24 protein-coding genes are annotated in these 26,548 nt (G+C 62.3%); 7 read left to right on the top strand and 17 right to left on the bottom strand.

The annotated features are described in order from the left end of the window. Positions 1-76: 76 nt before the first annotated feature. Together ACPWMG_RS18120 and ACPWMG_RS18115 are read right to left on the bottom strand one after the other, a co-directional pair. Positions 77-1,051 carry a ferritin-like domain-containing protein gene (locus ACPWMG_RS18120; RefSeq protein ID WP_483300876.1) on the bottom strand — a complete coding sequence of 325 codons (975 nt, stop codon included), beginning with the start codon at positions 1,049-1,051 and terminating at the stop codon, positions 77-79. Between the two features lie 205 nt (positions 1,052-1,256). Further along, positions 1,257-1,823 carry a fasciclin domain-containing protein gene (locus ACPWMG_RS18115; protein ID WP_483300875.1) on the bottom strand — a complete coding sequence of 189 codons (567 nt, stop codon included), beginning with the start codon at positions 1,821-1,823 and terminating at the stop codon, positions 1,257-1,259. Between the two features lie 247 nt (positions 1,824-2,070). Here ACPWMG_RS18115 and ACPWMG_RS18110 point away from each other — a divergent pair, with 247 nt between their 5' ends. Further along, positions 2,071-4,212, top strand: coding sequence for a catalase (locus ACPWMG_RS18110; RefSeq protein ID WP_483300874.1), 2,142 nt, complete (start codon positions 2,071-2,073; stop codon positions 4,210-4,212). On the opposite strand, the gene ACPWMG_RS18105 is transcribed toward ACPWMG_RS18110, so the two are convergent. The 4 genes from ACPWMG_RS18105 to ACPWMG_RS18090 all read right to left on the bottom strand — a co-directional run bounded on the left by ACPWMG_RS18105 (position 4,204) and on the right by ACPWMG_RS18090 (position 7,607). After that, positions 4,204-4,593: a hypothetical protein gene (locus ACPWMG_RS18105; protein WP_483300873.1), complete on the bottom strand. Its 390-nt coding sequence runs from the start codon at positions 4,591-4,593 to the stop codon at positions 4,204-4,206. The two genes, ACPWMG_RS18110 and ACPWMG_RS18105, sit on opposite strands and share 9 nt — an antisense overlap. A 53-nt stretch (positions 4,594-4,646) precedes the next feature. Continuing rightward, positions 4,647-4,868, bottom strand: coding sequence for a hypothetical protein (locus ACPWMG_RS18100; protein ID WP_483300872.1), 222 nt, complete (start codon positions 4,866-4,868; stop codon positions 4,647-4,649). Between the two features lie 122 nt (positions 4,869-4,990). Next, complete coding sequence (gene yghX, locus ACPWMG_RS18095; RefSeq protein ID WP_483300871.1) at positions 4,991-5,878, bottom strand: YghX family hydrolase; 888 nt, start codon at positions 5,876-5,878, stop codon at positions 4,991-4,993. An 88-nt stretch (positions 5,879-5,966) separates the two neighbouring features. Then, positions 5,967-7,607 (bottom strand): EAL domain-containing protein, encoded by a 1,641-nt coding sequence (locus tag ACPWMG_RS18090; protein ID WP_483300870.1) that lies wholly within the window; start codon positions 7,605-7,607, stop codon positions 5,967-5,969. A 159-nt stretch (positions 7,608-7,766) separates the two neighbouring features. On the opposite strand from ACPWMG_RS18090, the gene ACPWMG_RS18085 reads away from it, so the two are divergent. Together ACPWMG_RS18085 and ACPWMG_RS18080 are read left to right on the top strand one after the other, a co-directional pair. After that, positions 7,767-8,948: an S-methyl thiohydantoin desulfurase domain-containing protein gene (locus ACPWMG_RS18085; RefSeq protein ID WP_483300869.1), complete on the top strand. Its 1,182-nt coding sequence runs from the start codon at positions 7,767-7,769 to the stop codon at positions 8,946-8,948. A gap of 19 nt (positions 8,949-8,967) precedes the next feature. Next, a complete protein-coding gene (locus ACPWMG_RS18080) occupies positions 8,968-9,951 on the top strand; it encodes a sensor domain-containing diguanylate cyclase (RefSeq protein ID WP_483300868.1) in 984 nt (327 codons plus the stop codon). A 34-nt stretch (positions 9,952-9,985) separates the two neighbouring features. Here ACPWMG_RS18080 and ACPWMG_RS18075 read toward each other — a convergent pair whose 3' ends face one another. Genes ACPWMG_RS18075 through mutS form a run of 3 tightly spaced genes read right to left on the bottom strand, consistent with a single transcriptional unit; the run spans position 9,986 to position 14,311 of the window. Further along, positions 9,986-10,849, bottom strand: coding sequence for an alpha/beta hydrolase (locus ACPWMG_RS18075; protein WP_483300867.1), 864 nt, complete (start codon positions 10,847-10,849; stop codon positions 9,986-9,988). Further along, positions 10,846-11,673, bottom strand: a complete 828-nt coding sequence (locus ACPWMG_RS18070; RefSeq protein ID WP_483300866.1) for a proteasome-type protease — start codon at positions 11,671-11,673, stop codon at positions 10,846-10,848. The genes ACPWMG_RS18075 and ACPWMG_RS18070 overlap by 4 nt, the downstream gene beginning before the upstream one ends. 46 nt (positions 11,674-11,719) lie before the next feature. Beyond that, positions 11,720-14,311, bottom strand: coding sequence for a DNA mismatch repair protein MutS (mutS, locus tag ACPWMG_RS18065; RefSeq protein ID WP_483305285.1), 2,592 nt, complete (start codon positions 14,309-14,311; stop codon positions 11,720-11,722). A 362-nt stretch (positions 14,312-14,673) separates the two neighbouring features. On the opposite strand from mutS, the gene ACPWMG_RS18060 reads away from it, so the two are divergent. Continuing rightward, the gene (locus ACPWMG_RS18060) at positions 14,674-15,783 is read left to right on the top strand and encodes a response regulator (protein WP_483300865.1); all 1,110 of its coding nucleotides are present in this window, start codon (positions 14,674-14,676) and stop codon (positions 15,781-15,783) included. Between the two features lie 97 nt (positions 15,784-15,880). Here the strand turns inward: ACPWMG_RS18060 and ACPWMG_RS18055 are convergent, their stop codons facing one another. Continuing rightward, positions 15,881-16,864 carry an inositol monophosphatase family protein gene (locus ACPWMG_RS18055; protein ID WP_483300864.1) on the bottom strand — a complete coding sequence of 328 codons (984 nt, stop codon included), beginning with the start codon at positions 16,862-16,864 and terminating at the stop codon, positions 15,881-15,883. A 147-nt stretch (positions 16,865-17,011) separates the two neighbouring features. Between ACPWMG_RS18055 and ACPWMG_RS18050 the strand changes: the two genes are divergently transcribed. Continuing rightward, positions 17,012-17,848: an RNA methyltransferase gene (locus ACPWMG_RS18050; RefSeq protein ID WP_483300863.1), complete on the top strand. Its 837-nt coding sequence runs from the start codon at positions 17,012-17,014 to the stop codon at positions 17,846-17,848. Between the two features lie 9 nt (positions 17,849-17,857). Beyond that, positions 17,858-18,637 (top strand): serine O-acetyltransferase, encoded by a 780-nt coding sequence (gene cysE, locus ACPWMG_RS18045; protein ID WP_483300862.1) that lies wholly within the window; start codon positions 17,858-17,860, stop codon positions 18,635-18,637. 34 nt (positions 18,638-18,671) lie between these two features. Here the strand turns inward: cysE and ACPWMG_RS18040 are convergent, their stop codons facing one another. From ACPWMG_RS18040 to yjgA, 7 genes are all read right to left on the bottom strand, one after another. Beyond that, positions 18,672-19,508 carry a PhzF family phenazine biosynthesis protein gene (locus ACPWMG_RS18040; protein ID WP_483300861.1) on the bottom strand — a complete coding sequence of 279 codons (837 nt, stop codon included), beginning with the start codon at positions 19,506-19,508 and terminating at the stop codon, positions 18,672-18,674. A gap of 4 nt (positions 19,509-19,512) precedes the next feature. Beyond that, complete coding sequence (locus ACPWMG_RS18035) at positions 19,513-19,998, bottom strand: DUF2809 domain-containing protein (RefSeq protein WP_483300860.1); 486 nt, start codon at positions 19,996-19,998, stop codon at positions 19,513-19,515. Continuing rightward, positions 19,979-21,436: a cell envelope integrity protein CreD gene (creD, locus tag ACPWMG_RS18030; protein WP_483300859.1), complete on the bottom strand. Its 1,458-nt coding sequence runs from the start codon at positions 21,434-21,436 to the stop codon at positions 19,979-19,981. Before creD ends, ACPWMG_RS18035 begins: the two co-directional genes overlap by 20 nt. Before the next feature lie 104 nt (positions 21,437-21,540). Then, positions 21,541-22,944 carry a two-component system sensor histidine kinase CreC gene (creC, locus tag ACPWMG_RS18025; RefSeq protein ID WP_483300858.1) on the bottom strand — a complete coding sequence of 468 codons (1,404 nt, stop codon included), beginning with the start codon at positions 22,942-22,944 and terminating at the stop codon, positions 21,541-21,543. Continuing rightward, positions 22,945-23,655 (bottom strand): two-component system response regulator CreB, encoded by a 711-nt coding sequence (creB, locus tag ACPWMG_RS18020; protein ID WP_483305284.1) that lies wholly within the window; start codon positions 23,653-23,655, stop codon positions 22,945-22,947. Positions 23,656-23,664: 9 nt separating this feature from the next. Next, positions 23,665-24,264, bottom strand: coding sequence for a molybdopterin adenylyltransferase (gene mog, locus ACPWMG_RS18015; protein WP_483300857.1), 600 nt, complete (start codon positions 24,262-24,264; stop codon positions 23,665-23,667). Continuing rightward, the gene (gene yjgA, locus ACPWMG_RS18010) at positions 24,261-24,935 is read right to left on the bottom strand and encodes a ribosome biogenesis factor YjgA (protein WP_483300856.1); all 675 of its coding nucleotides are present in this window, start codon (positions 24,933-24,935) and stop codon (positions 24,261-24,263) included. The genes mog and yjgA overlap by 4 nt, the downstream gene beginning before the upstream one ends. A 188-nt stretch (positions 24,936-25,123) precedes the next feature. Between yjgA and pmbA the strand changes: the two genes are divergently transcribed. Next, positions 25,124-26,539 carry a metalloprotease PmbA gene (gene pmbA / locus ACPWMG_RS18005; protein WP_483300855.1) on the top strand — a complete coding sequence of 472 codons (1,416 nt, stop codon included), beginning with the start codon at positions 25,124-25,126 and terminating at the stop codon, positions 26,537-26,539. Positions 26,540-26,548: the final 9 nt, after the last annotated feature.

The following is a 26,548-nucleotide window of genomic DNA, read 5'->3' as shown; positions in this document are numbered from 1 at the left end:
GAAGCCTCCTGTGTGAAAAATGCTAAGCCCATCCGCATTCCTCGGATGGGCTCCGGGTCTTGCGGCAACTGCTGGCCTACGCCAAGGCGCTGCTCATCACCAGGTTGCCATTCATCCCCAAAGGGAAGAAGCCGCCCTTGGACACCGCACCGCTGTTGAGGTAGACGATGTTCAGCACGTCACCAGGTGAGCGGCTGTAGGCGATGCCATCGGCGTCCAGCGGCACGATGTTGGAGGCGCCGTTGCTGCCGGTGATGCCTTGGTCGACATCGGTGGTGCCGTCGAGTGAATCGCGTGCGTTGGAGATCGCATCCGCCGCCGTGCGCAGCACTGGGGTCGCCAAGCCTTTGGAGTACAGCACCGTGCGCACCAAACCCGCGTGGTAGGCCTCGGCCGACAAGATGCCGGCTGCAGCCTCAAGGTAGGTTTTGTTGGTGATGAGCGGGGCTGCGCCCTTGTACGCCGTGACGCCCACGTCTTCAAAAATGAAGGCGCCGAGAAGAAAGTTTTCATCGCTGGCGTAGGGATCAAAAGCTACGCCCGGCCCGACCAAACCAGCAGCGCGCGCAGCGGTGGAGAACGCGCCATTCGGGTCGGTTCCGCCCACGTCGATCTGTGGCTGGGCCACGGCGGCGCTGCCCAAAGCCTTGCGCAAAAAGGCCACGTGGGCAATCTCATCCAGCGCAATTTCTTTGGCGTACTGCGCCACCACCGGGTCGCTGAAGATGACGGCATGCCCACCCACCACGCTACCTTGTGTGCCCGTACCGGTGAGCATGTTGGCGGGCAGGCCCGTACCAAACACGGCGTACTGGTAGAACTGCGCCTCCAGGTATTCGAGGTTCAACGCAAAGTTCAAAATCTCCACATCGGTGGGGCCCGTGCTTTGCTGCGCAAGTGCGCTGTCGCCACCGCCGCCGCACGCGGTGAGGATCATGCCCCCCACCATGCCTGCGCCAATGGCGCTGCCTTTTCTGAAGAACTGGCGTCGGTCTTCCAATTTCTTGGCCCGGGTTTGCAGCATATCGATCAACTTGGATTCTGTAGACATGGTGACTCCTTGAGTGCCGCGACAAAGCGCGGCGGGTGACAACACAAAAAACCTACAGGGTGCGTTGACGAGCATTTAAATTCGCGCCACACCCCTCCACTACGCGCCCCGTGAGGGGCGTGATCTCGGGCTCGGAAACCTCTTGGGTTGCTGAGCGAATGCCAATGAAAAACGGCGCTGTGGAGCGCCGTTGCATCAGTTCGATTTAGTTGGGCAGAAGCACCTTGTCGACCACGTGGATCACGCCGTTCGACTGGTAGACGTCTGCGATGGTGACTTTGGCTGTGCCGCCTTTTTCATCGGTGAGCGTCACACCCATGCCGCTGCTCTTGGCGGTCAAGGTGCCACCGCTCACCGTCTTGATGGTGGCCATGCCGTTGCCGTCTTTGATCATCTTGCTGATGGCGGCCGCGTCCCATTTGCCGGCTACCACGTGGTAGGTCAGCACCTTGGTGAGCATGGGTTTGTTCTCGGGTTTCAGCAGCGTGTCTACCGTGCCAGCGGGCAGGGCGGCAAAGGCTGCATTGGTGGGCGCAAACACAGTGAACGGGCCTGGGCCTTTGAGTGTGTCGACCAAGCCCGCAGCCTTGACGGCAGCCACCAGGGTGGTGTGGTCCTTGGAGTTGACGGCGTTGTCGATGATGTCTTTGCTGGGCAGCATGGGCGCGCCGCCCACCATCACATCGGCGGCCATGGCTGCAACAGAGGCTGCAGACATCGCTACCACAAGACTGAAGGAAGCGAGCTTTCGGGAAATTTGAGCTGAGGACATGAGGGTCTCCGTTGGGTTTGATCGCAAGCGGAAGCGCTGCGATTGAAGCCAATACGGGGTGGTTTCAAGCTTGGATGCAAAAAAAGAAAGCTTGTGTGAAATAAAACCTTGGTAAGTGGTTGGACGAGCCAGACGGACGCACTAGTCCTACAGCGGATGAGCCGGTGTGCTCGCAATGGGTTAGGGGTTGAGGCGTCACGATGAACGACGCTAAAACACCCCAACCAACACCCCACCGGAGCACAACATGACTGCCAAGCGCAAAGACCCTCCTCGCGCACCTTCTCGCGCAGCCTCTAAAAAGAGCGGCGCATCCACGTCGACGGTCAAGGGCACAGAGCAGACCGGCACCGGCGGCGAACTGCACCAGGTCATGGTGGGCCACCACCCGGCGCTCACCACTAACCAAGGCACGCCGATCTCCGACAACCAGAACTCTTTGCGCGCGCAGCCGCGCGGCCCGACCTTGCTCGAAGACTTCATCCTGCGCGAGAAGATCACGCACTTTGACCACGAGCGCATTCCCGAGCGCATCGTCCACGCGCGTGGTACGGCCGCGCACGGCTTTTTTGAATTGACGGCCTCGTTGGCGGACTTCACCACGGCGAAGATCTTGACGGAGGTTGGCGAACGCACGCCGGTGTTCACGCGCATCTCCACCGTGGCGGGCGGCGCGGGTTCGGTGGACACACCGCGCGACGTGCGCGGCTTTGCGGTCAAGTTCTACAGCAAGGAAGGCAACTGGGATCTGGTGGGCAACAACGTGCCGGTGTTCTTCATTCAAGACGCGATCAAGTTCCCTGATTTGATTCACGCGGTCAAGATGGAGCCGGACCGGGGCTTTCCACAATCGGCCAGCGCGCACGACACCTTTTGGGACTACATCTCGCTCACACCAGAGTCCATGCACATGGTGATGTGGATCATGTCCGACCGCACCTTGCCGCGCTCGCTGCGCATGATTGAAGGCTTTGGTGTGCACAGCTTTCGGCTGGTGAATGCGGACGGTAAATCCACCTTCGTGAAGTTTCATTGGCGGCCCAAGCTGGGCTTGCAGTCCACCGTGTGGGACGAGACCGTGAAGCTCGCCGGTGCCGACCCAGACTTTCATCGGCGTGATCTTTTTGAGGCGATCCAATCTGGCGCTTTTCCCGAGTGGGAGTTTGCGGTGCAGCTATTCACCGAAGAAGAAGCGGCGGCATTTCCGTTCGATCACCTCGACCCGACCAAGCTGATCCCCGAAGAACTGGTGCCGCTGAAGGTGGTGGGCCGCATGGTGCTCGACCGCTGGCCGGACAACTTTTTTGCCGAGACGGAACAGGTAGCGTTTTGCCCGTCACACCTGGTGCCGGGGATCGATTTTTCGAATGATCCCTTGCTGCAGGGGCGGCTGTTTTCTTACCTTGATACCCAGCTCTCGCGGCTGGGCTCGCCCAACTTTCACCAGTTGCCGATCAACGCGCCGAAGTGCCCGTTTGCCAACCACCAGCGTGACGGCCATATGAGCACGCAGGTGCCCGTGGGCCGGGTGGCTTACGAGCCGAGTTCTTTGGACCGCAACGGTGCTCCCGCCACCCCGCGCGAAACGCCGCAAGGCTTTCGTTCGTTTGCGGCCGACGAGGCGGGCCAGCGCGGGCGTGTGCGCTCGGAAACCTTTGCCGACCACTATAGCCAGGCACGCTTGTTCTTCCGCAGCCAAACGGCGCCCGAGCAAGCGCACATCGCCTCGGCCTTGGTGTTTGAATTGTCGAAGGTTGAAACGCCCCACGTGCGCGAAGCCGTGGTGGGGCATTTGCGTTATATCGACGAAGACCTGGCGCAACGCGTGGCCGATGGTTTGGCCATGTCCAGCTTGCCGCCCGCACCCCAGGCTGCAGCGCCGGTGTTGGACATGGACTTATCGCCCGCCTTGCAAATCATCGGCAAGATGAAGGCCACGCTTGAGGGGCGCTGCGTGGGCATTTTGGTGCACGCAGGAAGTGATGCGCGCGCCGTGAAGGCGATCAAAACCGCTGCAGTCAAAGCGGGTGCTACGGTGAAGATTGTGGCGCCGAAGATTGGCGAAGTGGCACTGCACGATGGCAGCAAACTTGTGGTGGACGGCCAGCTTGCAGGCACCCCTTCGGTGGTGTTTGATGCGGTGGCGGTGCTGTTGTCAAAAGAGGCTGGTGAGGCGTTGACGCGCGAGGCAGCGGCGGTCGATTTTGTGCGCGACGCGTTTGGTCACTTAAAGGCGATTTGTATGGACGCAGGCGCTCAAACCTTGTTGCAAAAAGCGGGCGTGGCGCCCGATGCAGGTGTGGTGGCTGCTACAGATGTCGCTGCGTTCATTCAATCGGCAAAAAACCGCCAATGGGATCGCGAACCCAGCGTGCGCACCTTAGCCTAGCGCCATCAGTGCTTGAGCGCCAACATGCGTTGGCGCCTGAGTCCCCACGTCCACAAATGGCGGGCGCGCGTTCGGCGCTGGGGGCGCTTTTTTCGTTGTCGCTGTGGCTGCCGTTTTCGGCGCCCGCGTCAGCGCGTTGATGGCTAACAGCAGACCTTGCTCGAAGGCGCTGATCTTGGTGGCGCCTCGGCGTGTGGTGGGGCGCGTGGTGAGCCGTTGACGCGGACTTTCTCCGGTCTGCAGGTACACGTGGTAGGGCCAGTCGTCGTAGTTGCCGTCGTATGCCGTCACCACGGTGATGTGGGTGCCCAAACAATCCCCCTCCATCAAGAAGCGCGCGCCATCTTTGGTTTCGTTGAGGTTTTCAAGTTTTGAAGGCATGGTGATCTCGTCGTAGGTGCAAACTCAAGAGGCTGCAAACGTGGATCACCGTATCAGCGGATCAGCGCGAGGATCAGCAGGCCCAAGCCACACAGTGTGGTGGCGGCCAAGAGCCGAACCAAATCCTGGTCGGCGCTCTTTTGGATCTCTGCTGCGCTATAGCGGGTGGAGCCGCTACCGTGCTGCAGGTGAGATACCTCGAGCAACATCGCCGGGCCCACCATGGGGCGGGCGTTGTTGGCGGGGGCTGAATGTGTGGTGTGCTGATGGGCCATGATCTGCTCCTGAAGGGAAGTTCAAACGGGATGGCGCAAGTTTGAACTTCCAGCGGCAATAGATCGTGGCGCAAATGTGAACTTATGCGGGGAACCTGTCCCCGTACCCGGGCGCTACAGCACTACGCCAGGTAGCGCTGGAACCACTTGATGGTGCGATCCCAGGCCAATTTGGCGGCCGGCTCGTCGTAGCGCGGCGTCGAGTCGTTGTGGAAACCGTGGTTCGTGCCGGGGTAGATGTAGGCCTCAAAGTTCTTGCCGTTGGCCTTCAGCGCTGTTTCGTAGGCCGGCCAACCGTTGTTGATCCCAGTGTCCAGTGCGGCGTAGTGCAGCAACAGGGGCGCCTTGATGCGGGCGACATCTTCAGCCGATGCTTGCCGTCCGTAAAAAGGCACGGCGGCGCCCAGTTCCGGGTAAGCGACCGCGGCGGCATTGGCGACGCCCCCGCCATAACAAAAACCGGTGATCCCCACCTTGCCGGTGCTGGCGTCGTGGCGCATCAAGAACTCAATGGCCGCAAAGAAGTCGTTCATCAATTTCTTTGGATCGACTTGCGCCTGCAATTCGCGGCCTTTGTCATCGTTGCCGGGGTAGCCGCCCACAGAGCTCAAGCCGTCCGGCGCCAGCGCCACAAAACCGGCCTTGGCTGTGCGGCGCGCTACGTCTTCGATGTAGGGGTTTAGGCCTCGGTTCTCATGCACCACCACCACGGCCGGCAGCTTGCCAGTGGTTTTGGCCGGGCGCACCAGGTAGCCGCGCACCTTGCCGTGGCCGTTGGGCGAGGGGTAGGTGATGTAGTCGGCCACGATGTCAGGATCGGTGAACGAGACTTGCTGGGCCAGCGCGTAGTTGGGGCTTAGCGAGGCCAGTACGGCCGCCCCCGTCATGCCGCCCACGGCAAACTTGCCGGCCCGGTCCACAAAGTCACGCCGTGAAATTCGGCCGTGTACGTAGTAGTCGTAAAGCTCCAGCAGTTCTTGTGGGAAGTCGTTCGCGGTCAGACGGCGCATCGGGTTCTCCTAGTGTGGATTCAGAAGGCGAAATCATGGCACGGCTTGGTTATGGGGGCGGATGTTGCCCCGACGTTGTGTGGGCTTTCTAAGCCGATCCCGCCGATGTGGATGGGCTGGCCGTGATGGTGCGGTCGCGCAGATAACGTATGAATTCGTCTAGCGGCAGTGGTCGTGCAAAGTGATACCCCTGCCCGTACTGTACGCCCAGCGCGCGCAGGCTGGAGGCCTGTTCGGCGGTTTCAATGCCTTCTGCAATCACCTTGCTGCCCACGGCTTCGGCGATGGCCATGATCTCGGGAATCAGGCTGGAGCGCAGCGTCGCGTCTTCCATTTCATAGACAAACGAGCGGTCGATTTTCAAGCGGTCGGGCGCCATGCGTTTGACCATGCCGAGGTTGGAATAGCCGGTGCCGAAATCGTCAATCGAGATGGAGAATCCACTCGCCTTCAAGCGGCGCAACTCGGGCAGGATCTCAGGCGCAAAGTCGTACTCGGTGACTTCGAGTTCGATGTGGATATCGCTGCGCCCCAGCGCCTCCTGGGCCGCTTTCAAGTGGGTGTGGATTGCATCACGCTTGAGGTTTTGCGGAAAGAAATTGAGCGCCACCACGAAGTTCTGCTGCGCGGGCAAGGCGGCCGCCAGTTCTCGGAGAGCCCGGCCGCTCACCAAGCGGTCGAATGTCCAGTTCAGTCCCTGCCGGTTGAGAGCCGGAATGAAGCGGTCGGGGTACATGATTTGGTCCTGGTCCATCAGGCGGGCGAGCACCTCGCAACCTACGACTTCGCCAGTGGTCAAGTCCAAGATCGGCTGGTAGTGGCAGACCACGCCCGACGGTGTACACATGTGGTGGATGCGGTAGTCCATCGACTGGAAGTAGCGGCAACGCTGCGTGACGGCCTCACTGGTCAGGAAGGCCAACAGCAAAAACAGGCCCACCGCGCCGGCCAGGATTTCATATTGGTTGTCGTATAGATCAGCGGGTTTGATGATCGACTGCACCGAGATCGGGCTGACGCCGGGTTTGGTCGTGCTCACTAGCAGCACCGCGCTGCGCCACAGCACGTGCAAGGACGCTGTATCGGCGGGGAGTGGGTCATTCGTCAGATTGTCTTCAGCGCTTTTGAAGACCTGGCGCCGCTGTTGGCCTGCGCCGGCCCAGACGGCGTCGCTGTACTGCGAAAACACGTCCTGCGCTGGCTTGTCGTCCATGGTGACGATGAAGCGGCCGCGTTCCACCAGTGTGCTGCGGAAGGTGTTTTTTGCCAGCCGTATTTCGGCTTTCAAGTGGTAGCGGCCAATCGAACCGTCGATGCCGCCTTGCCTTTGCTCCTCCGACACTTCCAGTTGCCCCAAACTGGTGCTGCAGAACTGCCGACGCTGTGTATCCAGCAAACCGATGTCGCGCGCATAGCGGTGGCTGAACAGTAGGCTGCGCAGTTGGTTCAGGTTTTCAGGTGTGCAGTCGGACGGGTATGAGGTATTCAGCTCCGTCAGCAGGTTGCCCACGTCGTCCTGAAGGGCCTGCATCCTGAGCAGGACCTGCGCGTGGCCCGCTTTGACGTCCTTGACCTGTAGCTCCAATGCCACAAAAGCGAGGCTGGCGATGACGGCCAGCGCCAGCGTGTAGCCACACAACACGCCGACCACGCGAGGGTGCCGACCCAGCGCCTGCCCGAGCCAACGCATCACGTTGTAGGGGGCGACCGTGGGTTTGTTTCCCTGCATGTATCAGTTCCAGAAGTGGCAAATCGATGGTCTCGATGATCGCCGCCAAAGCGTCAAACTAAATATAAATTCGGCGAAACAACTCGGGTTTAGGGTCATCGTTACATTTTGTGCCAGACTTGGCGCCGGAACGTTCTTTGCATCACGACTAGGAATTCAATGTCTTCTAGCAGTTATGGACTTGCCGATCTCGAATATATCGCCGCGGGCGCCGCGGTCATGGCCAGCGGGGGCGGCGGCAGCTACCGTGATGCCGTTTCCATCTTGCAACAACTGGCCGACAGCGGCTGGGCTGGCAGCATCACGGTAAAGCCTTACGACGGCGACACCAGCGGTTGCGTCGTCGCCATGATGGGTTCGCCCGATGCGGGCGACAACCTCACGCTGGCCGATATCCAAAACTCTGTTGTCAACACTTTGGGCTTGCTGAAGTCCGGTACGGGCTATACGGCGGGATGCGTGATCCCTATCGAAATTGGCGCCATCAACTCACTGGTGCCGCTGCTGGCAGCCACGGTGCCATCCGCCAATCTGTGGGTGGTGGACGGTGACGGTGCAGGGCGCGCCGTGCCCGAGTTGCCGCAAACCACGTTTGCCGGCGTCAGCGCCTTGCCCGTGAGCCCCTGCGCTCTGGCCACCGATGTGACCGACGTGAGCACGATGGAGTCGGCTTTGCTGAGCTCGCCCACGGCTGCGCAGATGGAGAAGATGGCGGGCGGCGTGTTGCAGGGTTTTGGCGGCTTTTCAGGCATTGCGTTGTGGCCTTCGAACCCCGGCAATGGTTGCGCTTTGACAGGCTCCTACATCCCTGGCACCTTGTCGCAGGTCTGGGCGCTGGGGCAGTTCCTGCTGGAGGCATCGCAGACGCCATCGTCCGATGCGGTGGCCGAGCAAATCGCCTATCTGACGGGACGCACCGCCTCGGTCAGCGTGCGCAATTTCTACATCACCGCCATCAGCCAGTCGACCACGGCAGCGTCGCTCGATGCGGGGGTGATCCAGCTCGACAACAACCCCGACCCCACGCAGAGCACCGAAACCCACACCATCTACAACATGAATGAGAACCTCATCATGTACTCGAACCAAAGTGCGGTGCCCGACATCATTGCGCCGGATTCGATTTGTTATTACTCCGAAAGCACTGGCCGCGGCTTTTCCAACGCCAGCGACGATTTGGCGCTGTACTTTGATGCGACCACCGGCAAGAGCACCGGGCAGATGGTGAGCGTGATCCAGGTGAGCACCGTGCCTGCGCTGTACAACACGCCGGGCGTCGTGGCGTCGTTTGCCGCGTTGCTGCGCAGCATTGGCTACGCAGGCGCGATGCCTGCACTGTAAGCCGCTGCGGGCCACGTCCATGGACGAAAAAGATCTCAACAAAGAGCGCCTGGAACTGGCGCTCGAGGCGGCCGGGCTCGACCTGTGGGAGAACAACCTCCTCACGGGTGATGTCACCCGCAAAGCGTTGAAGATTTTTCGGGAGCTGGGTTATGCCGACGAGGAAATTCCCGCGCTGGTGGCAAACACACTCCAGTTGGTACACCCGGACGACGTGGATGCCACCAAGGCCGCCTTGGCAGATGTTTTCTCTGGCAAAACGCAGCAGTACCGCTGCGAGTTCAGGTTGCTGGCCAAAAACGGCGGATGGATCTGGTTTGCCAACTACGGACGCATCATGGATGGCGGCGCTGACCTGCCGGGTCAACGCTTCATCGGCGTGACCTTCAACATCGACGACCGCAAACGCAAAGAAGACGAGATTGCGGAAATCAACCGCAAGCTGGCCGAACAGAACAGCCTGCTGCAAAGCCTGAACACCGCGTTGGAACTGCTGGCCTCCACCGACTCACTCACGGGTCTGGCCAACCGCCGCACCTTGATGGAAGTGGGCGCCAAGGAGTGCAAACGCACGGCGCGTTTTGAGCATCCGTTGTCGGTGTTGATGGTCGACATCGACTCCTTCAAGAGTGTGAATGACAACTGGGGCCACCTGGTAGGCGACCGCGTGATCTGCGCCGTGGCCGACACCTGTCGGCTGCGGGTGCGCCAGGGTGTGGACACTGTGGCGCGTCTGGGCGGCGAAGAGTTTGTCATCATCCTGCCGGAAACCAGTGGCGCCAACGCCGAGGTGCTGGCCGAATCGCTGCGCATTGAAGCGCAACATCTGCGCGTTGAAGACGATGCCGGGACTTTGGTGCCGTTCACGGTGAGCATCGGCGTGGCAACGTTGGCGCGCGGGCAGTCGTTTGAGCAACTGCTGAACAGCGCGGACAAGGCACTCTACAAAGCCAAGCAGAAGGGGCGCAATCTGGTGCAGCGCTTCGAAGCTATCGCTGGGTAAACCGCGTAAGCGTCGGAGAGCTGCTGCTGACCGGTCAGCCCAGCAAATTCCGCAACGCGGCCTCAATGGCCGCCGCCGTGGCCATGGGCTTTTCCATCGGGAACAAATGGCTGCCATCGAGCATGCTGATGCGGCCTGGCATCACGCCGTCACCGCCCACCACCTTGTGTGTCAGGGCCATGCCCACCTGGCGCATTTCTTCCGATTGCGTGCCGCCGATAAAGGCTGCAGGGCATTGCAGCGGGTGGGTGCGCAGCAGTCGGTCGAGGTTGTTCGGCAGGGTGTTGTAGATGGCGGTCTCGACGTCGCGGTCGAAGCTCAGCACGCGTTGGCCGTCTTCGTCATGCATGCCGTGTTCCACGTAGTCGCGCAGCACACGTTCATCCCACGCTGCGAAGGCTTTTTTGTGGCGGAAGTGTTCAAACGCCGTGTCCACGTCGGGCCAGCGGTTGCGCCGGCGGCGGCTGACTTTGCCGGGCGTGATCGAGCCCACCAGCGGCGTACGTTTCACCACACCGAGCGCACCGGCGCGCCAACCGCCGAGCACGGGCGAGTCGATCATCAACACGCCGCGTGCGAGCGTGGGGTGGCGCGCAGCAGTCATCAAACTCAAAAAGCCGCCGAGTGAATGGCCGACCAGGAAGACCGGGCCGCCGTGTTGTGCAACCTGTTCTTCCGCAAAGTCGGCCAACTGCTGCACCAGGTGCGGCCAGTTGTTGGTGACGGGCAGGGCCGGGTCGTGGCCAAACTTGTCGAGCGCTGCCACCTCGAAGCCGCGCTGCCGCAACTCGGCAAACAACACGCGGTACGTGGCCGCAGGAAAGCTGTTGGCGTGCGAGAAAACGATCAGCGGTAGCGCCTCTTTGTCTTGGCTCGCCGCCGCCGCGCGGGTACTCAAATCAAACGCTCGTTGGGCGCAGTGATCTTGCGCAGCGGCTTGCCGCGCCCGCTGGCCACCATCAGCGGTTCTGCCGCCGGGCCTTCGCCCCATTGCGGTTGCTCGATGTCGTCAAACGCTTCGCGCAGCTTCTGACCCCAGGTGTTGTGCAGCATACGAAAGTAGGGGTTGTTTTCGTCGATGCAGACGATCTTGTCGGTGCGAAAGCTGTTGGCCTCATACACCACCAGGTCCAGCGGCAGGCCGACCGACAGGTTGGACTTGAGCGTGGAGTCCATGGACACCAGTGCGCACTTGGCGGCTTCGTCCAGCGGGGTGTCAGGGTGCAGCACGCGGTCGAGCACGGGCTTGCCGTATTTTGATTCGCCGATCTGGAAGTAGGGCGTTTCTGTCGTCGCTTCAATGAAGTTGCCCGCCGAGTAGACCTGGAACAGGCGCATGCCTTCGCCAGCGATCTGCCCGCCCAAAATCATCGACACGTTGAAGTCCACGCCTGCGGCTTTGAGAGAGGCCGCGTCGCGGTCGTACACGTGGCGTACGGCCGAGCCGAGCACACGTGCGGCGTCGAACATGCTCTTGGCGTTCCAGATGGTCAGCGGCTCGGAGGTATCGGTCTCCTGCAGTACTTCAACCTGCAGCAGTTCACGCACCGACTGCGAGATGCTCAGGTTGCCCGCCGACAGCAGTACCATGAAACGGTCGCCGGGGCGCTCGTAGACGATCATCTTGCGGAAGGTGCTGACCTGGTCAAGCCCGGCGTTGGTGCGCGAGTCCGAGAGAAACACCAGTCCGGCGTTGAGTTTGAGAGCGACGCAGTAAGTCATGTTGATGGCCTCGTTAGTTCTCGTTTTGGGCTGGGGTGATGCGGCTTCAAGCCTGCTCGCGCTGCGCGAGTTTCTTCAGGCTGTAGAGCGCATCGAGGGCTTCGCGCGGCGTGAGGCTATCCGGCTGGATGGCGTTCAGCGCCGATTCTAAGGGGCCGGGGCCTTGTGTGGCGCTGGCCGGCGGCGGGGCAAACAGGTCGACTTGCGCACGGCTTTCGTCGGCCCGCGACTCCAGCGCTTCGAGCGCGTGGCGTGCGTGGTTCAGCACGGCGGTGGGCATGCCGGCCAAGCGCGCCACGTGGATCCCGTAGCTGCGGCTGGCGGGGCCGGCCTGGATCTCGTGCAAGAACACGATCTCGCTGCCCGACTCGGCCGCGCTCACGTGCACGTTGATGGCGGCATGGTGTTTGGCCGGAAAGTCGGTCAGCTCGAAGTAGTGCGTGGCAAACAGGCTGAAGGCCTGGGTCTTGTCGTGCAGTTGTGCGGCAATGCCCGACGCCAAGGCCAGGCCGTCGAAGGTCGAGGTGCCACGGCCGATTTCGTCCATCAGCACCAGGCTGTGGGGCGTGGCGCTGTGCAGAATTTGCGCGGCCTCGGTCATCTCCATCATGAAGGTCGATTGGGCGTTGGCCAAGTCATCAGCCGCGCCAATACGGGTGTGGATGGCGTCGATGGGGCCGAGGCGGCAACTCGTCGCCGGCACATAGCTACCCATGCTGGCCAGCAGCACGATGATGGCCACCTGGCGCATGTAGGTCGACTTACCGCCCATGTTGGGGCCGGTGATGATCTGCATGCGCTGGCGGGGGCCTAGGCGGGTGTCGTTGGCGATGAAACTGGTGTTGGCGGTCTCTGCCAGGCGCGCTTCCACCACCGGGTGGCGGCCACGTTCGATCTCGATGCAAGGCTCTTTGGCAAACTGCGGCGCGCACCAGTCGAGGGTGAGCGAGCGTTCGGCCAAGGCACACAGCGCATCCAGCGTGGCCAATGCGTGCGCCAGGCTGGTGAGCGGAGCCACAAAGGCTTGCAGCGCATCGAGTACTTGTTCAAACAGCCACTTCTCGCGCGCCAGGGCACGCTCCTGGGCCGAGAGTGCTTTGTCTTCAAAGGTCTTCAGTTCGGGCGTGATGAAGCGCTCGGCGTTCTTCAGCGTTTGGCGGCGGCGGTAGTCGTCGGGCACCTTGTCGAGCTGGCCTTGCGTCACCTCGATGTAGAAACCGTGCACGCGGTTGAACTGCACGCGCAGATTGGCGATGCCGGTGCGCGCTTTTTCGCGCGTTTCAAGTGCCAGCAGAAAGTCGTCGCAGTTGGTCTGGATGGCGCGCAGCTCATCCAGCTCGGCATCGAAGCCGGTGGCGATGACGCCGCCATCGCGTACCAGCGCAGCGGGCTCGGGCATGATGGCCTGGGTCAGTAGCGAGACGCAGCCGGGCGGTGGCAGCATCTGCCCCGCGATATGCGTCAAAAGTGCCGTTTGCGCAGGTAGGACGGGCGCAAGAAGCTCTGTTTTTTGTAGTGTTTGCGCCAGTGCCACCAGCTCGCGCGGACGCACTTGGCGCAGCGCCACGCGGGCGGTGATGCGCTCGACATCGCTGCAACCCTTGAGCTGTTCGCGCAGCTTTTGCCAACCACCAGCGCCTTGGGCTTCACGCAACACACGGATGGCTTGCAGGCGCGCGCTGGCATCGCTGCGGTCGCGTTGCGGCTCTAGCAGCCAGCGCTTCAGGGTGCGGCTGCCCATGCTGGTCATGCAGGTGTCGAGCAGCGAAAACAGTGTGGGGCTGTCTTCGCCGCGCAGGGTTTGCGTCAACTCCAGGTTGCGGCGCGTAGACAGTGGCAGGTCGATGCCGGCGTCGTTGCGCTGCACGCGCAGGCTTTGTACGTGCGACAAAGCGCGGCCCTGCGTGTGCTCGGCGTAGGTCAGCAAAGCGGCGGCAGCGGCGTGCGCTTGCGGTAGCGACTCGGCGCCCCAGGCCGCAAGTGAGGCGGCATGTAATTGTTCTAACAGTTTGCGCAAGCCGAGTGCGCTGTCAAACGTCCAACCGGGACGCGTGGCGGTGCACATGGCCACGCCCGTGCCGCCCGCGCGCACCAGTGCTTTGAGGCGCTGGGTGAAGCTGCCGGTGGCGTCAGAACTCATCAACAACTCGGCCGGTGCGATGCGCTGCACCCAGGCTTCCAACTCGTCGCCAGCGCACTCGCCCAAGTGCAGTTCGCCCTGTGTCAGGCTCAGCCAGGCCAGGCCGCAGGTGTTGCGCGGGCCTTGGTGCACGGCTAGCAAGATGGATTCGGTTTTGTCGGCCAGCAGTTCAGCGTCGGTCAAGGTACCGGGCGTCACCACGCGCACCACTTTGCGCTCGACAGGGCCCTTGCCGGTGACCTCGCCGGTCTGCTCACAAATGGCTACCGATTCACCCAGGCGAATGAGTTTTGCCAGGTACCCTTCCAGCGCGTGGAACGGAATGCCGCACATCACCACCGGCTGGCCAGCCGACTGGCCGCGCCGCGTCAGGGTGATGTCGAGCAAGGCGGCGGCCTTTTCGGCGTCGGCCCAAAACAGCTCGTAGAAGTCGCCCATGCGGTAGAAGACCAGCGTATCGGGATAGCCGGCTTTCAGGTTGAGGTACTGCGCCATCATCGGCGTGTGGGCCGAAAAATCGGTAGACGAGGCTGAAGGGGCTGCGGACGGGGCGGCAGCGGTAGCGGCGGTGTGAGGGGCGGTCTCTGATTGCATTAAGGGTGTGTGGCCATTGGCAGGCGGTGGAGAACAGCTCTCGCACCGACGGTGGCTGATTTTCAACGATGTTGCGGGGTAATTGGCTTGGCTAGGCTTAATTGGTGTGAAGCGTTGGGTGGTTCAACAACGGCTGAGGCGCACCGCGGCGTGGTGTGCAAGCCGCACAAACTGCTACAACTTGTTGCGAATGCGCCATTTCCGGTTATCGTTGTCCTTGCGATCGCGTCGCGTTCGCGGGTGATGGGTCTTTTGAAAACGCATGCATGGACAATGTTGCCGCTTTGAACCGTAAGTCGGAAGTGACAGTGCTGGTGGTGGATGACACTCCGGACAATCTGGCGCTGATGAGCTCGCTGCTGAAGGACCGCTACCGCGTGAAGGTGGCGAACCACGGTGAGCGTGGGCTGCGCATTGCCGCCACCGACCCCGCACCCGACCTGATCCTGCTCGACATCATGATGCCGGACATCGACGGTTATGAGGTTTGCCGCCGCCTCAAGGCCGACCCATTGACGCGCGACATCCCGGTCATCTTCTTGACCGCCAAGTCCGAGGTCGACGACGAAACCCAAGGCTTGGCGCTCGGCGCGGCCGACTACATCACCAAACCCGTGAGTCCACCGATTTTGCTGGCGCGGGTGGAAACCCATTTGGCGCTGAAAGCCAGCGCCGATTTTCTGCGCGACAAAAGTGCCTTTCTCGAAGAAGAGGTGGCCAAACGCACGCTGGAAGTGCAGGCCATTCAGGACGTGACCATCATGGCCATGGCTTCACTGGCCGAGACGCGTGACAACGAAACCGGCAACCACATTCGGCGCACCCAGTTGTACGTGCGCCGCCTGGCCGAGGCCCTGCGTGGGCTGCCGCGCTTCAAAGCGTTTTTGACCGACCGCAACATCGAGTTGCTCTACAAATCGGCCCCGTTGCACGACATCGGCAAGATTGGCATTCCCGACAACATTTTGCTCAAACCCGGCAAGCTCACGCCTGAAGAGTTCGAGATCATGAAGACCCACACCACGCTGGGCCGCAATGCGATTGAAGACGCAGAAAAGCGGCTGGGGATGGAGGTGGAGTTTTTGACGCTGGCCAAAGAAATCGCCTACAGCCACCAGGAGAAGTGGGATGGCTCGGGCTACCCGGAAGGTTTGGTGGGCGACGCAATTCCGATCTCGGCCCGGCTGATGGCCATTGCCGACGTGTACGACGCGCTGATCAGCAAGCGCGTCTACAAGCCGCCGTTCAGCCACGAGGTGTCTTGCGACATCATGCGCAAGGGGCGCGGCAGCCACTTTGACCCGGAAATGCTGGACGCGTTTTTTGAGGTGTCGAATGACTTCTACGACATTGCGCAGAAGTACACCGACGACTGAGTTGCACTGAACGGAGTCGCCCAATAAAAAACCCGCCTTCATGACGAACGCGGGTTTTTTACTAACGCCGCTGAAGCTTCCTCCAGCGGCGGTGCGCTTAACTCTGCTGGCGCGGTTGGCGGCGCAAGGTGCCGCGTGATTCTGCGGCGGCGGCTGGTGCTGCGTCGCTGGCGCTGTCGTCAGCCGGGGCAGCGTCTTCAGCGGCGGACTCGTCGGCCACGTTGTCTACCGCGTTACCGGCCTGGCGCAAGCTGGCCTTTTCACCGGCGGTTGCAAACTTGCTGTACTTGCCGAAGATCGACACCAATTGGCTGTACAGACGCGGGTTGGCGGCCAGGCATTCTTTTTGTTCCAGAAAATCGGCTTCACCAGTGAAGTTGCCCACCAGACCACCCGCTTCGGTGATCAACAGTGCGCCGGCGGCCATGTCCCAGGGGTTCAGGCCGGCTTCAAAGAAACCGTCGGAGTAACCGGCGGCCACGTAAGCCAGGTCCAAGGCTGCAGCACCGGGGCGGCGCAGGCCGGCAGTGCGCGGCATGATGTCGGCCATCATGCCCAGGTAGTTTTTGAAGTTGTCGCCCGGGCGGAAAGGGAAGCCGGTGGACAACAAGCACTCTTGCAGACGCACGCGCTTGGAAACGCGGATGCGGCGCTCGTTCAAATAGGCGCCACGGCCCTTGGTGGCCGTAAACAAGTCGTTGCGCGTGGGGTCGTAAATGACGGCCTGTTCCAGACGGCCTTTGACGGCCAGCGCAATGCTGACGCAGTAGTACGGAAAGCCGTGGATGAAGTTGGTGGTGCCATCCAGAGGATCGATGATCCAGACGTATTCGGAGTCTTTGGCGCCGTGCTCGGTGCCCGACTCTTCAGCCAGGATGCCGTGGCCGGGGTAGGCCGTGAGCAGCGTTTCGATGATGACCTGTTCTGCCGCCTGATCGACTTCGGTGACGAAGTCGTTAACCTGCTTCTGCGAAATTCGCACGGCCTCCACGTCAAGGGCGGCGCGATTGATGATGGCGCCAGCGGCGCGAGCAGCCTTGACGGCCACATTAAGCATGGGGTGCAGGTTTAAAGACGACATAAGTTGTAGTGAAGAACAGGAAGGACGACGCCAGGCGATGCGGGCAGCGACAATAGCCCTCGATTTTAACCGCTTAGCCCTTTTTTGTGTACCGCCCCGGTTTTATGCCCGTGCACACTGCTCCATTACAGCCCTAGAACCCCGTCGATGCAAACCCGTTTTATCCTGATCAACACCAGCCACGCCGGCAATGTGGGCGCCACCGCCCGCGCCATGAAGACCATGGGGTTTCAAGATTTGGTGCTGGTGGGCCCGCGCTGGGCGAATGTGCTGCGCCGCCAGGAAACCATTCAGCGCGCGAGTGGTGCGCTGGACGTGCTGGACAACGCCCGCATCGTTGAAACCCTGGACGAAGCGCTCGACGGCATGAGCCACCTGTGCGCCACGGCGATGATCCCGCGCGACTTTGGCCCACCCACGAGGTCACCGCGCGAGCATTTTGAGTTGCTATTAAAAGGAGAGCTGCCTGCGCAATCACAACATGCGTCAGAGGCCGATTTGGCTCAAACGACTGCTCAAATCGCCGGTTTGCCAGAAGGCATTGCGTTCCTCTTCGGTTCCGAGCGCTACGGCATGGCCAACGAAGACGTCTACCGCTGCCATGTCGCTTTAAGCATTCCCACCAACCCGAACTTCGGCTCGCTGAATTTAGGTGCTGCCGTACAGTTGATCGCCTACGAATGGCGCCTGGCGCTGGGCGGTTATGACGTGGCCAACGGCATTGCACCGGCGGTGCAAGCCGACGCGCGGCAGTTGAACGGCATGCTGGCGCACCTGGAGCAAGCGCTGGTGGCAGTGGGCTTTCTCGACCCGGCCGCGCCGAAAAAGTTGATGCCCCGGTTGACGCAATTGTTCAACCGCGCGCAGCCCACGCAAGATGAAATCCACATCCTGCGCGGCATCGCCAAAGCCATGCAGTTCACTGCTGCGAAGGTCCCCACATCTGTCAGTGGGGACAAAGCAACCCCTCCCGCAAACGACTAGACTGCGCGCATGTTTTCCCGTCTCCGCTCCGATATCCAGTGCATTCTTGACCGCGACCCGGCCGCCCGAACGACATGGGAGGTGTTGACCTGTTACCCCGGTCTGCATGCCTTGTGGCTGCACCGGCGCGCGCACTGGTGTTGGAACCATGGTCTGAAATGGCTGGGGCGTTTCATCTCGCACCAAGGCCGGTGGCTCACGGGCATCGAGATCCACCCCGGTGCCAAGATTGGCGAGCGTGTGTTCTTCGACCACGCCATGGGCGTGGTGGTGGGCGAGACCGCCGAAATTGGCGACGGCTGCACCATCTACCAGGGGGTGACGCTGGGCGGCACCTCGCTCTACAAAGGCGCGAAACGCCACCCCACGTTGGGTAAAGACGTGGTGGTGAGTGCCGGAGCCAAAGTGCTCGGCGGCTTTACAGTGGGCGACGGTGCCAAGATCGGCTCGAATGCCGTGGTCATCAAACCCGTGCCTGCGGGCGCCACGGCCGTGGGCATTCCCGCGCGCATCATCATGCCGAAAACCGGCGATGCGCAGGTGGGCGATGCCGCCATGGCGCAACGCAGTTTCTCGGCCTACGGCGTGACGCCCGACGACGACCCGCTGAGCCAGGCCATGCGCGGCCTGATCGACAGCGCCTCTGCGCAAGACCACCAGATTGCCATGTTGTGGCAAGCGATTGAAAAGCTCTCGACCCTGCGAGACAGCGGCGACTGCGTGCCTGGTGATGCCGCCCGCAAAGAGTGTTTCGAGGCGGCCAAGCTCAACGAGTTGGTCGGCAAGTAAAACTTAAGCGTCCACGCGATGCGCGTGGATCGCCTTACATGAAGCGCGCTGTTCCCGACACGCGGATCGAGCTGCCGACCATGGGCCCGATCTCCGCATGCAGTAACGAACGCATGCCCATGTCCTCCCCTTGCACGATTTCAATGGCCCCGCCGTGCGGCCAGGCGATGTCGCGCAAGTAGCCGGCGAAAGCGGCCGTGGCCGCACCCGTGGCCGGGTCTTCCAATACGCCGCCCGAAGCAAAAGCGTTGCGCGTGTGAAAGCGCACGTCTGACTCCACGAACGCCAACAAAACAGTGACCAAGCCGGCCCGTTGCATCCATGTGCGGCCAACGCCTAGGTCGTATTGCATTGCGGCCAGCGCCGCGCGGGTTTTGAGCGCCAGCACCAGATGGTCGGCGCCACCGTGTGCCAGCGCGGGGGGAATGCGCGTGTCCAGGTCGGCGGCGGTGTAGCCAAACAAAGCCAATGCCTCGGCCACCAGCATGTCCGGGGCGGGTTGACTGCGTGTGAGCGGTGACTGCAGTGCGGCGTTGACCAAGTCGCCGCTGCGCCGGCCTTCAACGGTGATGTTGGCCTGGTTGAGGGTGAGGGCAAATACACCGTCTCCGTGTCTCTTGGCCAGCGCGGCACCGAGCGCAATGGTGGCGTGGCCACAAAACGGCACTTCTGTTTCTGGCGAGAAGTAGCGCACGCGCCAGCCGTCGGCCGTCGGGGCCGCAAAAGCGGTTTCTGAAAAGCCGACCTCGGCCGCGATACGTTGCATCTCAGTATCAACGGGAAGCGCTTCTGCCAGCACCACGCCCGCTGGGTTACCACCCGTGTGGCCGTCAGAGAAGGCGGCGAGTTTTAGAACTTCAAGCGTTTGCATCGTGTCATTTCCAGCCAAATAAGAATGGCCCATTTTGACCCGTGTTTGGCGCCCCCACTGCGAAACGACAGAGCCGCAGTGCGGCGTGGCATAGCCCCCAACCGCAGGTGTAAGCGACGAAATCCCATGGATCAAACGTGGCGCCGAGCGCGATGCGCAGCACGCGGTGCAGTGGTGTGGCGTCGTGCAAGCCCAAAAGATCGACCAAGCCAAACGCCTGCAGCACTTCAATCGCACAAGCGAACAACAGCGCTGCCAGCGCCAGGCGCGAGGCTGGCCAACGGGCGCGGCCCAACCCGCCGAACACACTCCACACCAGCAGCACCACCAACACATCGCCGACAAAGCCGCGCAGCCAGCCCGGTGGGGCGTAGCGGGCAATGGCCACTTCGATGCAGAACAGCGCAACGGCGGCCAGGGCGAAGCCCCAGCGCCGGTTGAACAGGCCCGCGTGCAGGCAAATCACGTCTTCAATCATGTGGTGCTGCATGTGGAGTCGTAGGTGTTTCTTCGTCACGCGACGGTTGCCCATACCAGTCGAAGTTGCGCGTCACCCACATCACGACAGCCAGCACGGTGAACAGCGCTGTGGCGCCCACCACCAGCGCGGTCTGTTCCAACTGCAACAGCACAAACAACATGCCGTAGAGCATGGCAATGCCCGTGCCAAACGGCAGGCCACGGCGCCAACTGTGCAGCATGTGGCTGGCGTAGTAAGTGAGCAGCAGCACGCAGGCACTGGCCGCAATGCCGTAGGCCACATTGAACGCCAGGTGCTCGGCCAGACTCACCAGCAGCAAGAAGAAGATGCTGATGGCAGCGCCCACCAAAAAGTACTGCACCGGGTGTACACGCAGGTTGCGCATGAACTCAAACATACCCACGGCCACAAAGGTGAGGGCGATGAACAACAAGCCGTATTTGGTGGCGCGGTCGGACAGCGAATAAGTGTTGATCGGGTCAATGAAAGCGACCGCTACGGTCTCGATACACGGGCTTGCGCCGCGCGGTGCATCAACCGTGGCAACCGTTGCAGCCGCTACCTCCACCGCCTCATAGGCGCGCTCAGACCTTGGGCCGTTGCTGGCGTTGCTGCCCGTGCAAAAGCGGCCCTGGTTGGCCACCGCTTGGCGCACGGTGCTGGCGAGTGACGACACGCGCCATGAAGCTTCGAACCCTGCCTCGGTGATCTTGCGTTCCGACGGCAAGAACTGGCCATAGAAGCTGGGGTGTGGCCAATTCGACGTCAAATTGATTTGCGCGGTTTGGCCCAGCGGCACGATGTGCAGGCTTTCGGTGCCTATCAGTTCAAGGTCAATCTCGGCGGCCAGCGGTGCGTCCAGGTTGGTCTTCTCGGGCAACTTCACCATCACACCGCGTGGGTAGGCCGGGTGTTGTGTGCCGGCCAACACTTTCTGCGCGGCCCCGTTGACCGACACCTCAGCTTGGCGAATGCCACGGGCGTCCGACACCGCGAGCATCAGGTAGGGCGAGGTGCAAGTGACCTTTGCCCCGGCTTGCCGGGGGCGGTCGTTGTCCACCGTTTCCAGGTCGTGCCAACGGGCGACAAGGTGGGCTTTGAGTGTGAACAGCTGGGTGGCATGGATGCCGCGCGCGCGGGACTCGAGCGCGCTGTTGCCGTTGACTTCCAGACTGCTGGGGGCCGCCACGCGCTCAAAGTCGCGGCGTTGGGTGGTCACGTCTCGGCCACGGCCTTCCGTCCATTCTTCGGTGCAGGTTTGGTGCACCAGCGGGCCCAGCAGCGTCTGGCTGCCCGCCAAACTTTGCGCCACGCTGGCGACGGCCTCTTGGCGTGTGTTTTGCCGCTCGTGCACCAGGTCGGTGATCTGGCCCAAGCCCCACAGCAGCAACATCAGCACGACGAACAGCCCAGCGATTTTGCCTAGGCCCTTTGTTTTGAACTTCATCTTCTTCACCTCCTGTTTGAACATGGGGCGAAGAATGCAAGGCCAGAGTGAGGTGAGCGTGAAGTCTGTGAAGTCGGTGTGAAGTTCGGGTGATGAGCCTGAAATCAGCCAGGAAATTGCAGGGTCACCTGCAAACCCGGCGCGGTGTTCAGCACAGCCATGTGGCCGCCGTGCAGGGCCATCACCTGCTGCACGATGGCCAAGCCCAGGCCCGAGCCCTTGCTCACGCCATCGGGCCGCACGGTGGAAAAGAACTTCTGGCCGAGCTTGGGCAAAGCGTAGTCGGGCACGCCGGGGCCGAGGTCTTGCACGACGATGTTGTGGCCCACAACGCGCAGCTTGATGGGGCTGCCAGCGGGGGCAAAGGCGGCGGCGTTGTCGATGAGGTTGTTCAGGGCCAGCGTCAGCAGGTCGGGCTCGATGCGGCATTCGGCGTGGTCGCTCGCAGCCGCGAGCAGCAGGTTCACATGGGGCCGTTCGCCGCGCGCCCGCGCCACAAACGATGCCAGAAAATCACCCAGGCGCAGCTTTTGCGGGTCGAGCAATTCCTGGCGTTGCTCCAGCTTGCTGAGTTCCAGCAGGCGGTCGACCAGCAACTGCAGCCGCTGGGTTTGCGCCAGCACATCGGCGGTGAACTCTTGCCGGTCGGCCTCGGGCAGTGGCTCTTGCAGCAACTCGCCCGCGCCGCGAATAGCGGCCAATGGGCTTTTGAGTTCGTGGGTGAGGGCCCGCACATAGGCTTCGATGTACTCACGGCCTTCCACGCGGATGCGCATGGCCTGCATGGCTTGGGCCAACTCGCCCAGTTCGCCGGGCATGTTGGGCAGAGGCAGCTTTTTGCCAGCCTCCATTGCATTCGCATAGCGGCGCAGGCGGCGCACACTGGCGACCACCCACAGCGTGACGGCCCCCCCCACGGCGGCCGAGATCGCCAGCAGCCACAAGCCGCTGACCAAAATCTTGTGCTCGGCGCGGTCGATGAAGGCCTGCACCGTGGCCACGGGTTTGGCCACTGTCAACACGCCGATCACCTTGCCATCGGCGTTGACGGGGGCTGCCACGTAGAGCACCGAACTGCGGTCGTCGGAGTAGACCTCGCGCGTGGCGCGCGCGCCGTACTCGCCGCGCAGCGTGCGGGCCACGTCGCGCCACTGCGAATAGTCTTGGCCCAAGGCGCGTTGCGTGGAGTCGAACACGACCTTGCCGGTGATGTCGGTCACGTAGACACGGAAGTCAAGCGACTGTTTGTCCAGCCCCCAGATGCGCGCGTCGATGGGGCGGCGTGCGTAGGCCGCCACCTGTTCGGCGAAGCGGCCTTGCGGCATGGTGCCGGCGCGCAAGTCGTCTACCGCCAGCTCGGCCAGGATGTTGGCCGTATCGACCATCATGTCTTCCATCACCTCGCGCACGCTGGGTTTGACTTCGGCCACAAAGATGCGCAGCACAAACACCCCGGCCAGGCCGGTGATGAGGAAGAAGCCGAACAGGATGCGAAGGCCGAGGCGCATCTACGGGGTGATGTCTATCGCGTCGATCGCATATCCCAGGCCACGGTGCGTGGCAATCGGGTCGCGCTGCGGCGTGATGCGTTGTAGCTTGGCGCGCAGGGTTTTGATGTGGGTGTCGACCGTGCGGTCGGTGCTTTCAGAATCGTTGCCCCACACGGCGGCCAGCAGTGCATCGCGGCTGCGGATGCGGCCGGGCTGGCGTAGCAACTCGGCCAGCAAGCCAAATTCGCGACGGGTGAGCACCAGCGGCTGGCCCTGCCAACTGGCGCGCTGACCCTCTACGTCGAGGGTGAAGCCCGCCAAGCCTGGCGTGGTGGATGCGCTGCTGGCCGGTGGCTGTGCGCGGCGCAGCAAGCCGCGAATGCGCGCCACCAGTTCGCGTGGGCTGAAGGGTTTGGTGACGTAGTCGTCGGCACCCAGTTCCAGGCCCAGCACGCGGTCGATTTCTTCGCCGTGGGCGCTGAGCATCAGCACCGGCAGATGTTGCAAAGCGGCGTTGGCGCGCACGTGTCGGCACACATCAAGCCCGCTGCCATCGGGCAGGCCGACGTCGAGCACCAGGGCGTCGAACGAAGCAATCTCGAGTTGCCGCAGCGCGTCGCTGACCAGCAGGCAATGCGTGACGTTCAAGCCCGCGCGCTCGATGGCGTAGACCACGGTTTTGGCGATGGCCGGGTCGTCTTCCAGGAGCAGGATACGAGGCAAGGCGATGAAGTTGAGTTAAGCGCGAGCGGGGCGTTGGGCCGATTTGGGGCGGAAGGCCTTACACACCGCGTCGTCTGTTTCCAGGTACGGGCCGCCAATCAGGTCGATGCAGTAGGGCACGGCCGCGAAGATGCCGGGCGCGCCCTGTGCGGGCAGGCCTTCCAGCGTTTCAGCAATCGCTTTGGGCTGGCCGGGCAGATTGATCACCAGGCTGCTGCCGCGAATCACCGCCACCTGGCGCGACAGGATCGCCGTCGGCACAAACTTCAGGCTGATCTGGCGCATCTGCTCGCCAAAGCCGGGCATCTCTTTGTGGGCGATGGCGAGAGTGGCCTCGGGCGTGACGTCGCGCAGCGCGGGGCCGGTGCCGCCGGTGGTGAGGATCAGGCTGCAAGCTTCCACGTCGGCCAGCTCAACCAACGTGGCGCTGATCTGCGCCAGTTCATCGGGGATGAGGCGCGGCACTAAGGTGATGGGGTTGCGCAACGCGCGGCTCAGCCAGTCTTGCAGCGCGGGCAGGCCTTTGTCTTCGTAGACGCCGGTGCTGGCGCGGTCGCTGATGGAGACGATGCCGATCTTGACGGCATCAGGTGATGCGGAGGCCGACGACGTCATTTGGCGTCGTCCTCACCCTCGTCATCTTCAGAGTCGATTTGCACCGGCTCGCCGTTGTTCAGCGCGCCGTCGGTGCCCACCAGGTGCTGGCGCACCAGTTGGAAGATTTCGCGGTAGGCGCGGCCATGGCGTGGCGCGGCGCCGGGTTGCTCGGGCTTGGCGTCCTTGCGCGCTTGGCGGATGAGTGCGCGCAATTGCTGGGTGTCGGTGTCGGGGTGCTCGGCCAGCCAGTCGGCCAGGCGGCCGTCGTCGGTGATCAGGTCGTTGCGCCAGGTTTCGGCGTGGTGCAGGGCCAGGTTTTCCTTGGCCGAGCCGTTGCGTTGCTCGTCGAGCGCGGCGCGGATGGCGTCCAGCATCTCGTCTTCTTGCTTGCGCATGAGCTTGCCGATGAACTGCATCTGGCGGCGCTTGCCTTCAAAGTTGGTGATGCGGCGCGCCTCGAGCACGGCTTCCTTGAGCTTGTCGTCCAGGCCCAGGCGATTGAACAGGTCGGCGCGCAAGGTCAGCAGCTCTTGTCCCAGATCTTGCAGCGCATCGCTTTCTTTTTTCAGGTCGGTGCGGCTGTCGCCTTCCGTGCCTTTGAGTTCGGCTTTGAGTTGCAGGTCGAGTTCGCTACCTTCGGCGACGAATTGGCCGCGGACGAAATAGCCTTTTTTGGGTTTGCGTGACATGTGTTTGACTTTGAAGTGGGGCGCATGCTTCACCGCGATTGTGGCCAGAGAGTGGACATTCGGGAAGGGCGCAGATGGGGCTATTGTCCCCCAAGCCGGCCCGGGGTTCGAAGATGGGCGCGCACTCCAGCGTTCACATACCTGTAGACCGGCGCGGGGGTTGCGCCGCAAGTATCATTGCGGCCAACATGAAAACACTCCAAAACAGCGCTCAAAGCGCAAAAGTGGCCTCGGGCGCATCCACTCCTGCCAGCGCCGACAGCGGTTTTGCCTACAGCCGGCCGTTTTTTGAAGGTTTGGTCGACAGCGCCCTGGCGCACGCCAAGAAAATTGGCGCCACCAATGCCGGTGCTGAGGCCTCTGAAGGCTGCGGCCTCAGCGTGTCGGTGCGCAAGGGCTCGCTCGAGACGGTAGAGCGCAACCGCGACAAGTCGCTGGGCGTGACGGTCTACATCGGCCAGCGCCGTGGCAACGCCAGCACCTCCGACTTCTCGGCCGCCGCCATCGAGCAAACCGTGCAAGCCGCCTACGACATCGCGCGCTTTACCGCCGAAGACCCGATTGCGGGCCTGCCCGACCCAGACCTCATCGCCCATGAGCACCGCGACCTGGACTTGTTCTTCCCCTGGGCCATCGACAGCGAAGGCGCCACGCGTTTGGCGTTGGAATGCGAAGCGGCGGCGCTGAGCACCAGCAAACGCATCACCAACAGCGAAGGCGCGGGTGTGTCGGCCCAGCAGTCGCACTTCTTCAGCGCCCATACACACGGTTTTCGCGGTGGTTACGCCAGCTCGCGCCATTCGATTTCGGTGGCACCCATCGCCGGCAAAGGCAGCGGCATGCAACGCGACGCCTGGTACAGCTCGATGCGCGATGCTACCGAACTCGCGTCGCCGCAAGCCGTGGGCCGCTACGCCGCCGAGCGCGCGCTGAGCCGCCTGAATGCGCGCAAGATCCCCACCACGCAGTGTCCGGTGCTGTTCGAGTCGCCCCTGGCGGCCGGCCTGCTGGGCGGCTTTGTGCAGGCCGTGAGCGGCGGTGCGCTGTACCGCAAGAGCAGCTTCCTGCTCGACTCTTTGGGCAAACAAGTTTTTCCAAAACACATCGACCTGCTGGAAGACCCGTTTGTGTTGCGCGGCAAGGGTAGCTCGCCTTTCGACGAAGAAGGTGTGCGTGTGCAAGCGCGCAAGGTGGTCGACCGTGGCCGCGTGGAAGGCTACTTCTTGAGCAGCTACTCGGCCCGCAAGCTGGGCATGCAGACCACGGGCAATGCCGGTGGCTCGCACAACCTGAGTTTGGTGTCGCGCCAGACCAAGGCGGGCGACGATCTTGACGCCATGTTGAAGAAGCTGGGCACCGGTCTGTTCGTGATTGAACTGATGGGCCATGGCGTGAACTACGTGACTGGTGACTACTCGCGCGGCGCGAGCGGCTTCTGGGTGGAGAACGGTGAGATCGCTTTCCCGGTGGAAGAGATCACCATCGCTGGCAACCTGAAGGACATGTTCATGGGCATTCAGGCCGTGGGTGCCGACCAGTACAACTATGGTGCCAAGAGCGTGGGTTCGGTGCTGATCAACCGCATGAAGGTGGCGGGGAGCTGAGGCGTTTTG

Origin of the sequence: Hydrophilobacter chitinilyticus (genome assembly GCF_049860745.1) — a bacterium.
GTDB lineage: Bacteria > Pseudomonadota > Gammaproteobacteria > Burkholderiales > Burkholderiaceae_C > Rhodoferax_B.
This window is presented reverse-complemented; position numbering and strand designations above follow the sequence as displayed.

Bases quoted from the DNA above. Each gene is read 5' to 3' on its own strand.
- ACPWMG_RS18120 (WP_483300876.1), bottom strand. From the start codon at position 1,051: ATGTCTACAGAATCCAAGTTGATCGATATGCTGCAAACCCGGGCCAAG.
- ACPWMG_RS18115 (WP_483300875.1), bottom strand. From the start codon at position 1,823: ATGTCCTCAGCTCAAATTTCCCGAAAGCTCGCTTCCTTCAGTCTTGTG.
- ACPWMG_RS18110 (WP_483300874.1), top strand. From the start codon at position 2,071: ATGACTGCCAAGCGCAAAGACCCTCCTCGCGCACCTTCTCGCGCAGCC.
- ACPWMG_RS18105 (WP_483300873.1), bottom strand. From the start codon at position 4,593: ATGCCTTCAAAACTTGAAAACCTCAACGAAACCAAAGATGGCGCGCGC.
- ACPWMG_RS18100 (WP_483300872.1), bottom strand. From the start codon at position 4,868: ATGGCCCATCAGCACACCACACATTCAGCCCCCGCCAACAACGCCCGC.
- yghX (WP_483300871.1), bottom strand. From the start codon at position 5,878: ATGCGCCGTCTGACCGCGAACGACTTCCCACAAGAACTGCTGGAGCTT.
- ACPWMG_RS18090 (WP_483300870.1), bottom strand. From the start codon at position 7,607: ATGCAGGGAAACAAACCCACGGTCGCCCCCTACAACGTGATGCGTTGG.
- ACPWMG_RS18085 (WP_483300869.1), top strand. From the start codon at position 7,767: ATGTCTTCTAGCAGTTATGGACTTGCCGATCTCGAATATATCGCCGCG.
- ACPWMG_RS18080 (WP_483300868.1), top strand. From the start codon at position 8,968: ATGGACGAAAAAGATCTCAACAAAGAGCGCCTGGAACTGGCGCTCGAG.
- ACPWMG_RS18070 (WP_483300866.1), bottom strand. From the start codon at position 11,673: ATGACTTACTGCGTCGCTCTCAAACTCAACGCCGGACTGGTGTTTCTC.
- mutS (WP_483305285.1), bottom strand. From the start codon at position 14,311: ATGATGGCGCAGTACCTCAACCTGAAAGCCGGCTATCCCGATACGCTG.
- ACPWMG_RS18060 (WP_483300865.1), top strand. From the start codon at position 14,674: ATGGACAATGTTGCCGCTTTGAACCGTAAGTCGGAAGTGACAGTGCTG.
- ACPWMG_RS18055 (WP_483300864.1), bottom strand. From the start codon at position 16,864: ATGTCGTCTTTAAACCTGCACCCCATGCTTAATGTGGCCGTCAAGGCT.
- ACPWMG_RS18050 (WP_483300863.1), top strand. From the start codon at position 17,012: ATGCAAACCCGTTTTATCCTGATCAACACCAGCCACGCCGGCAATGTG.
- cysE (WP_483300862.1), top strand. From the start codon at position 17,858: ATGTTTTCCCGTCTCCGCTCCGATATCCAGTGCATTCTTGACCGCGAC.
- ACPWMG_RS18040 (WP_483300861.1), bottom strand. From the start codon at position 19,508: ATGCAAACGCTTGAAGTTCTAAAACTCGCCGCCTTCTCTGACGGCCAC.
- ACPWMG_RS18035 (WP_483300860.1), bottom strand. From the start codon at position 19,998: ATGCAGCACCACATGATTGAAGACGTGATTTGCCTGCACGCGGGCCTG.
- creD (WP_483300859.1), bottom strand. From the start codon at position 21,436: ATGAAGTTCAAAACAAAGGGCCTAGGCAAAATCGCTGGGCTGTTCGTC.
- creC (WP_483300858.1), bottom strand. From the start codon at position 22,944: ATGCGCCTCGGCCTTCGCATCCTGTTCGGCTTCTTCCTCATCACCGGC.
- mog (WP_483300857.1), bottom strand. From the start codon at position 24,264: ATGACGTCGTCGGCCTCCGCATCACCTGATGCCGTCAAGATCGGCATC.
- yjgA (WP_483300856.1), bottom strand. From the start codon at position 24,935: ATGTCACGCAAACCCAAAAAAGGCTATTTCGTCCGCGGCCAATTCGTC.
- pmbA (WP_483300855.1), top strand. From the start codon at position 25,124: ATGAAAACACTCCAAAACAGCGCTCAAAGCGCAAAAGTGGCCTCGGGC.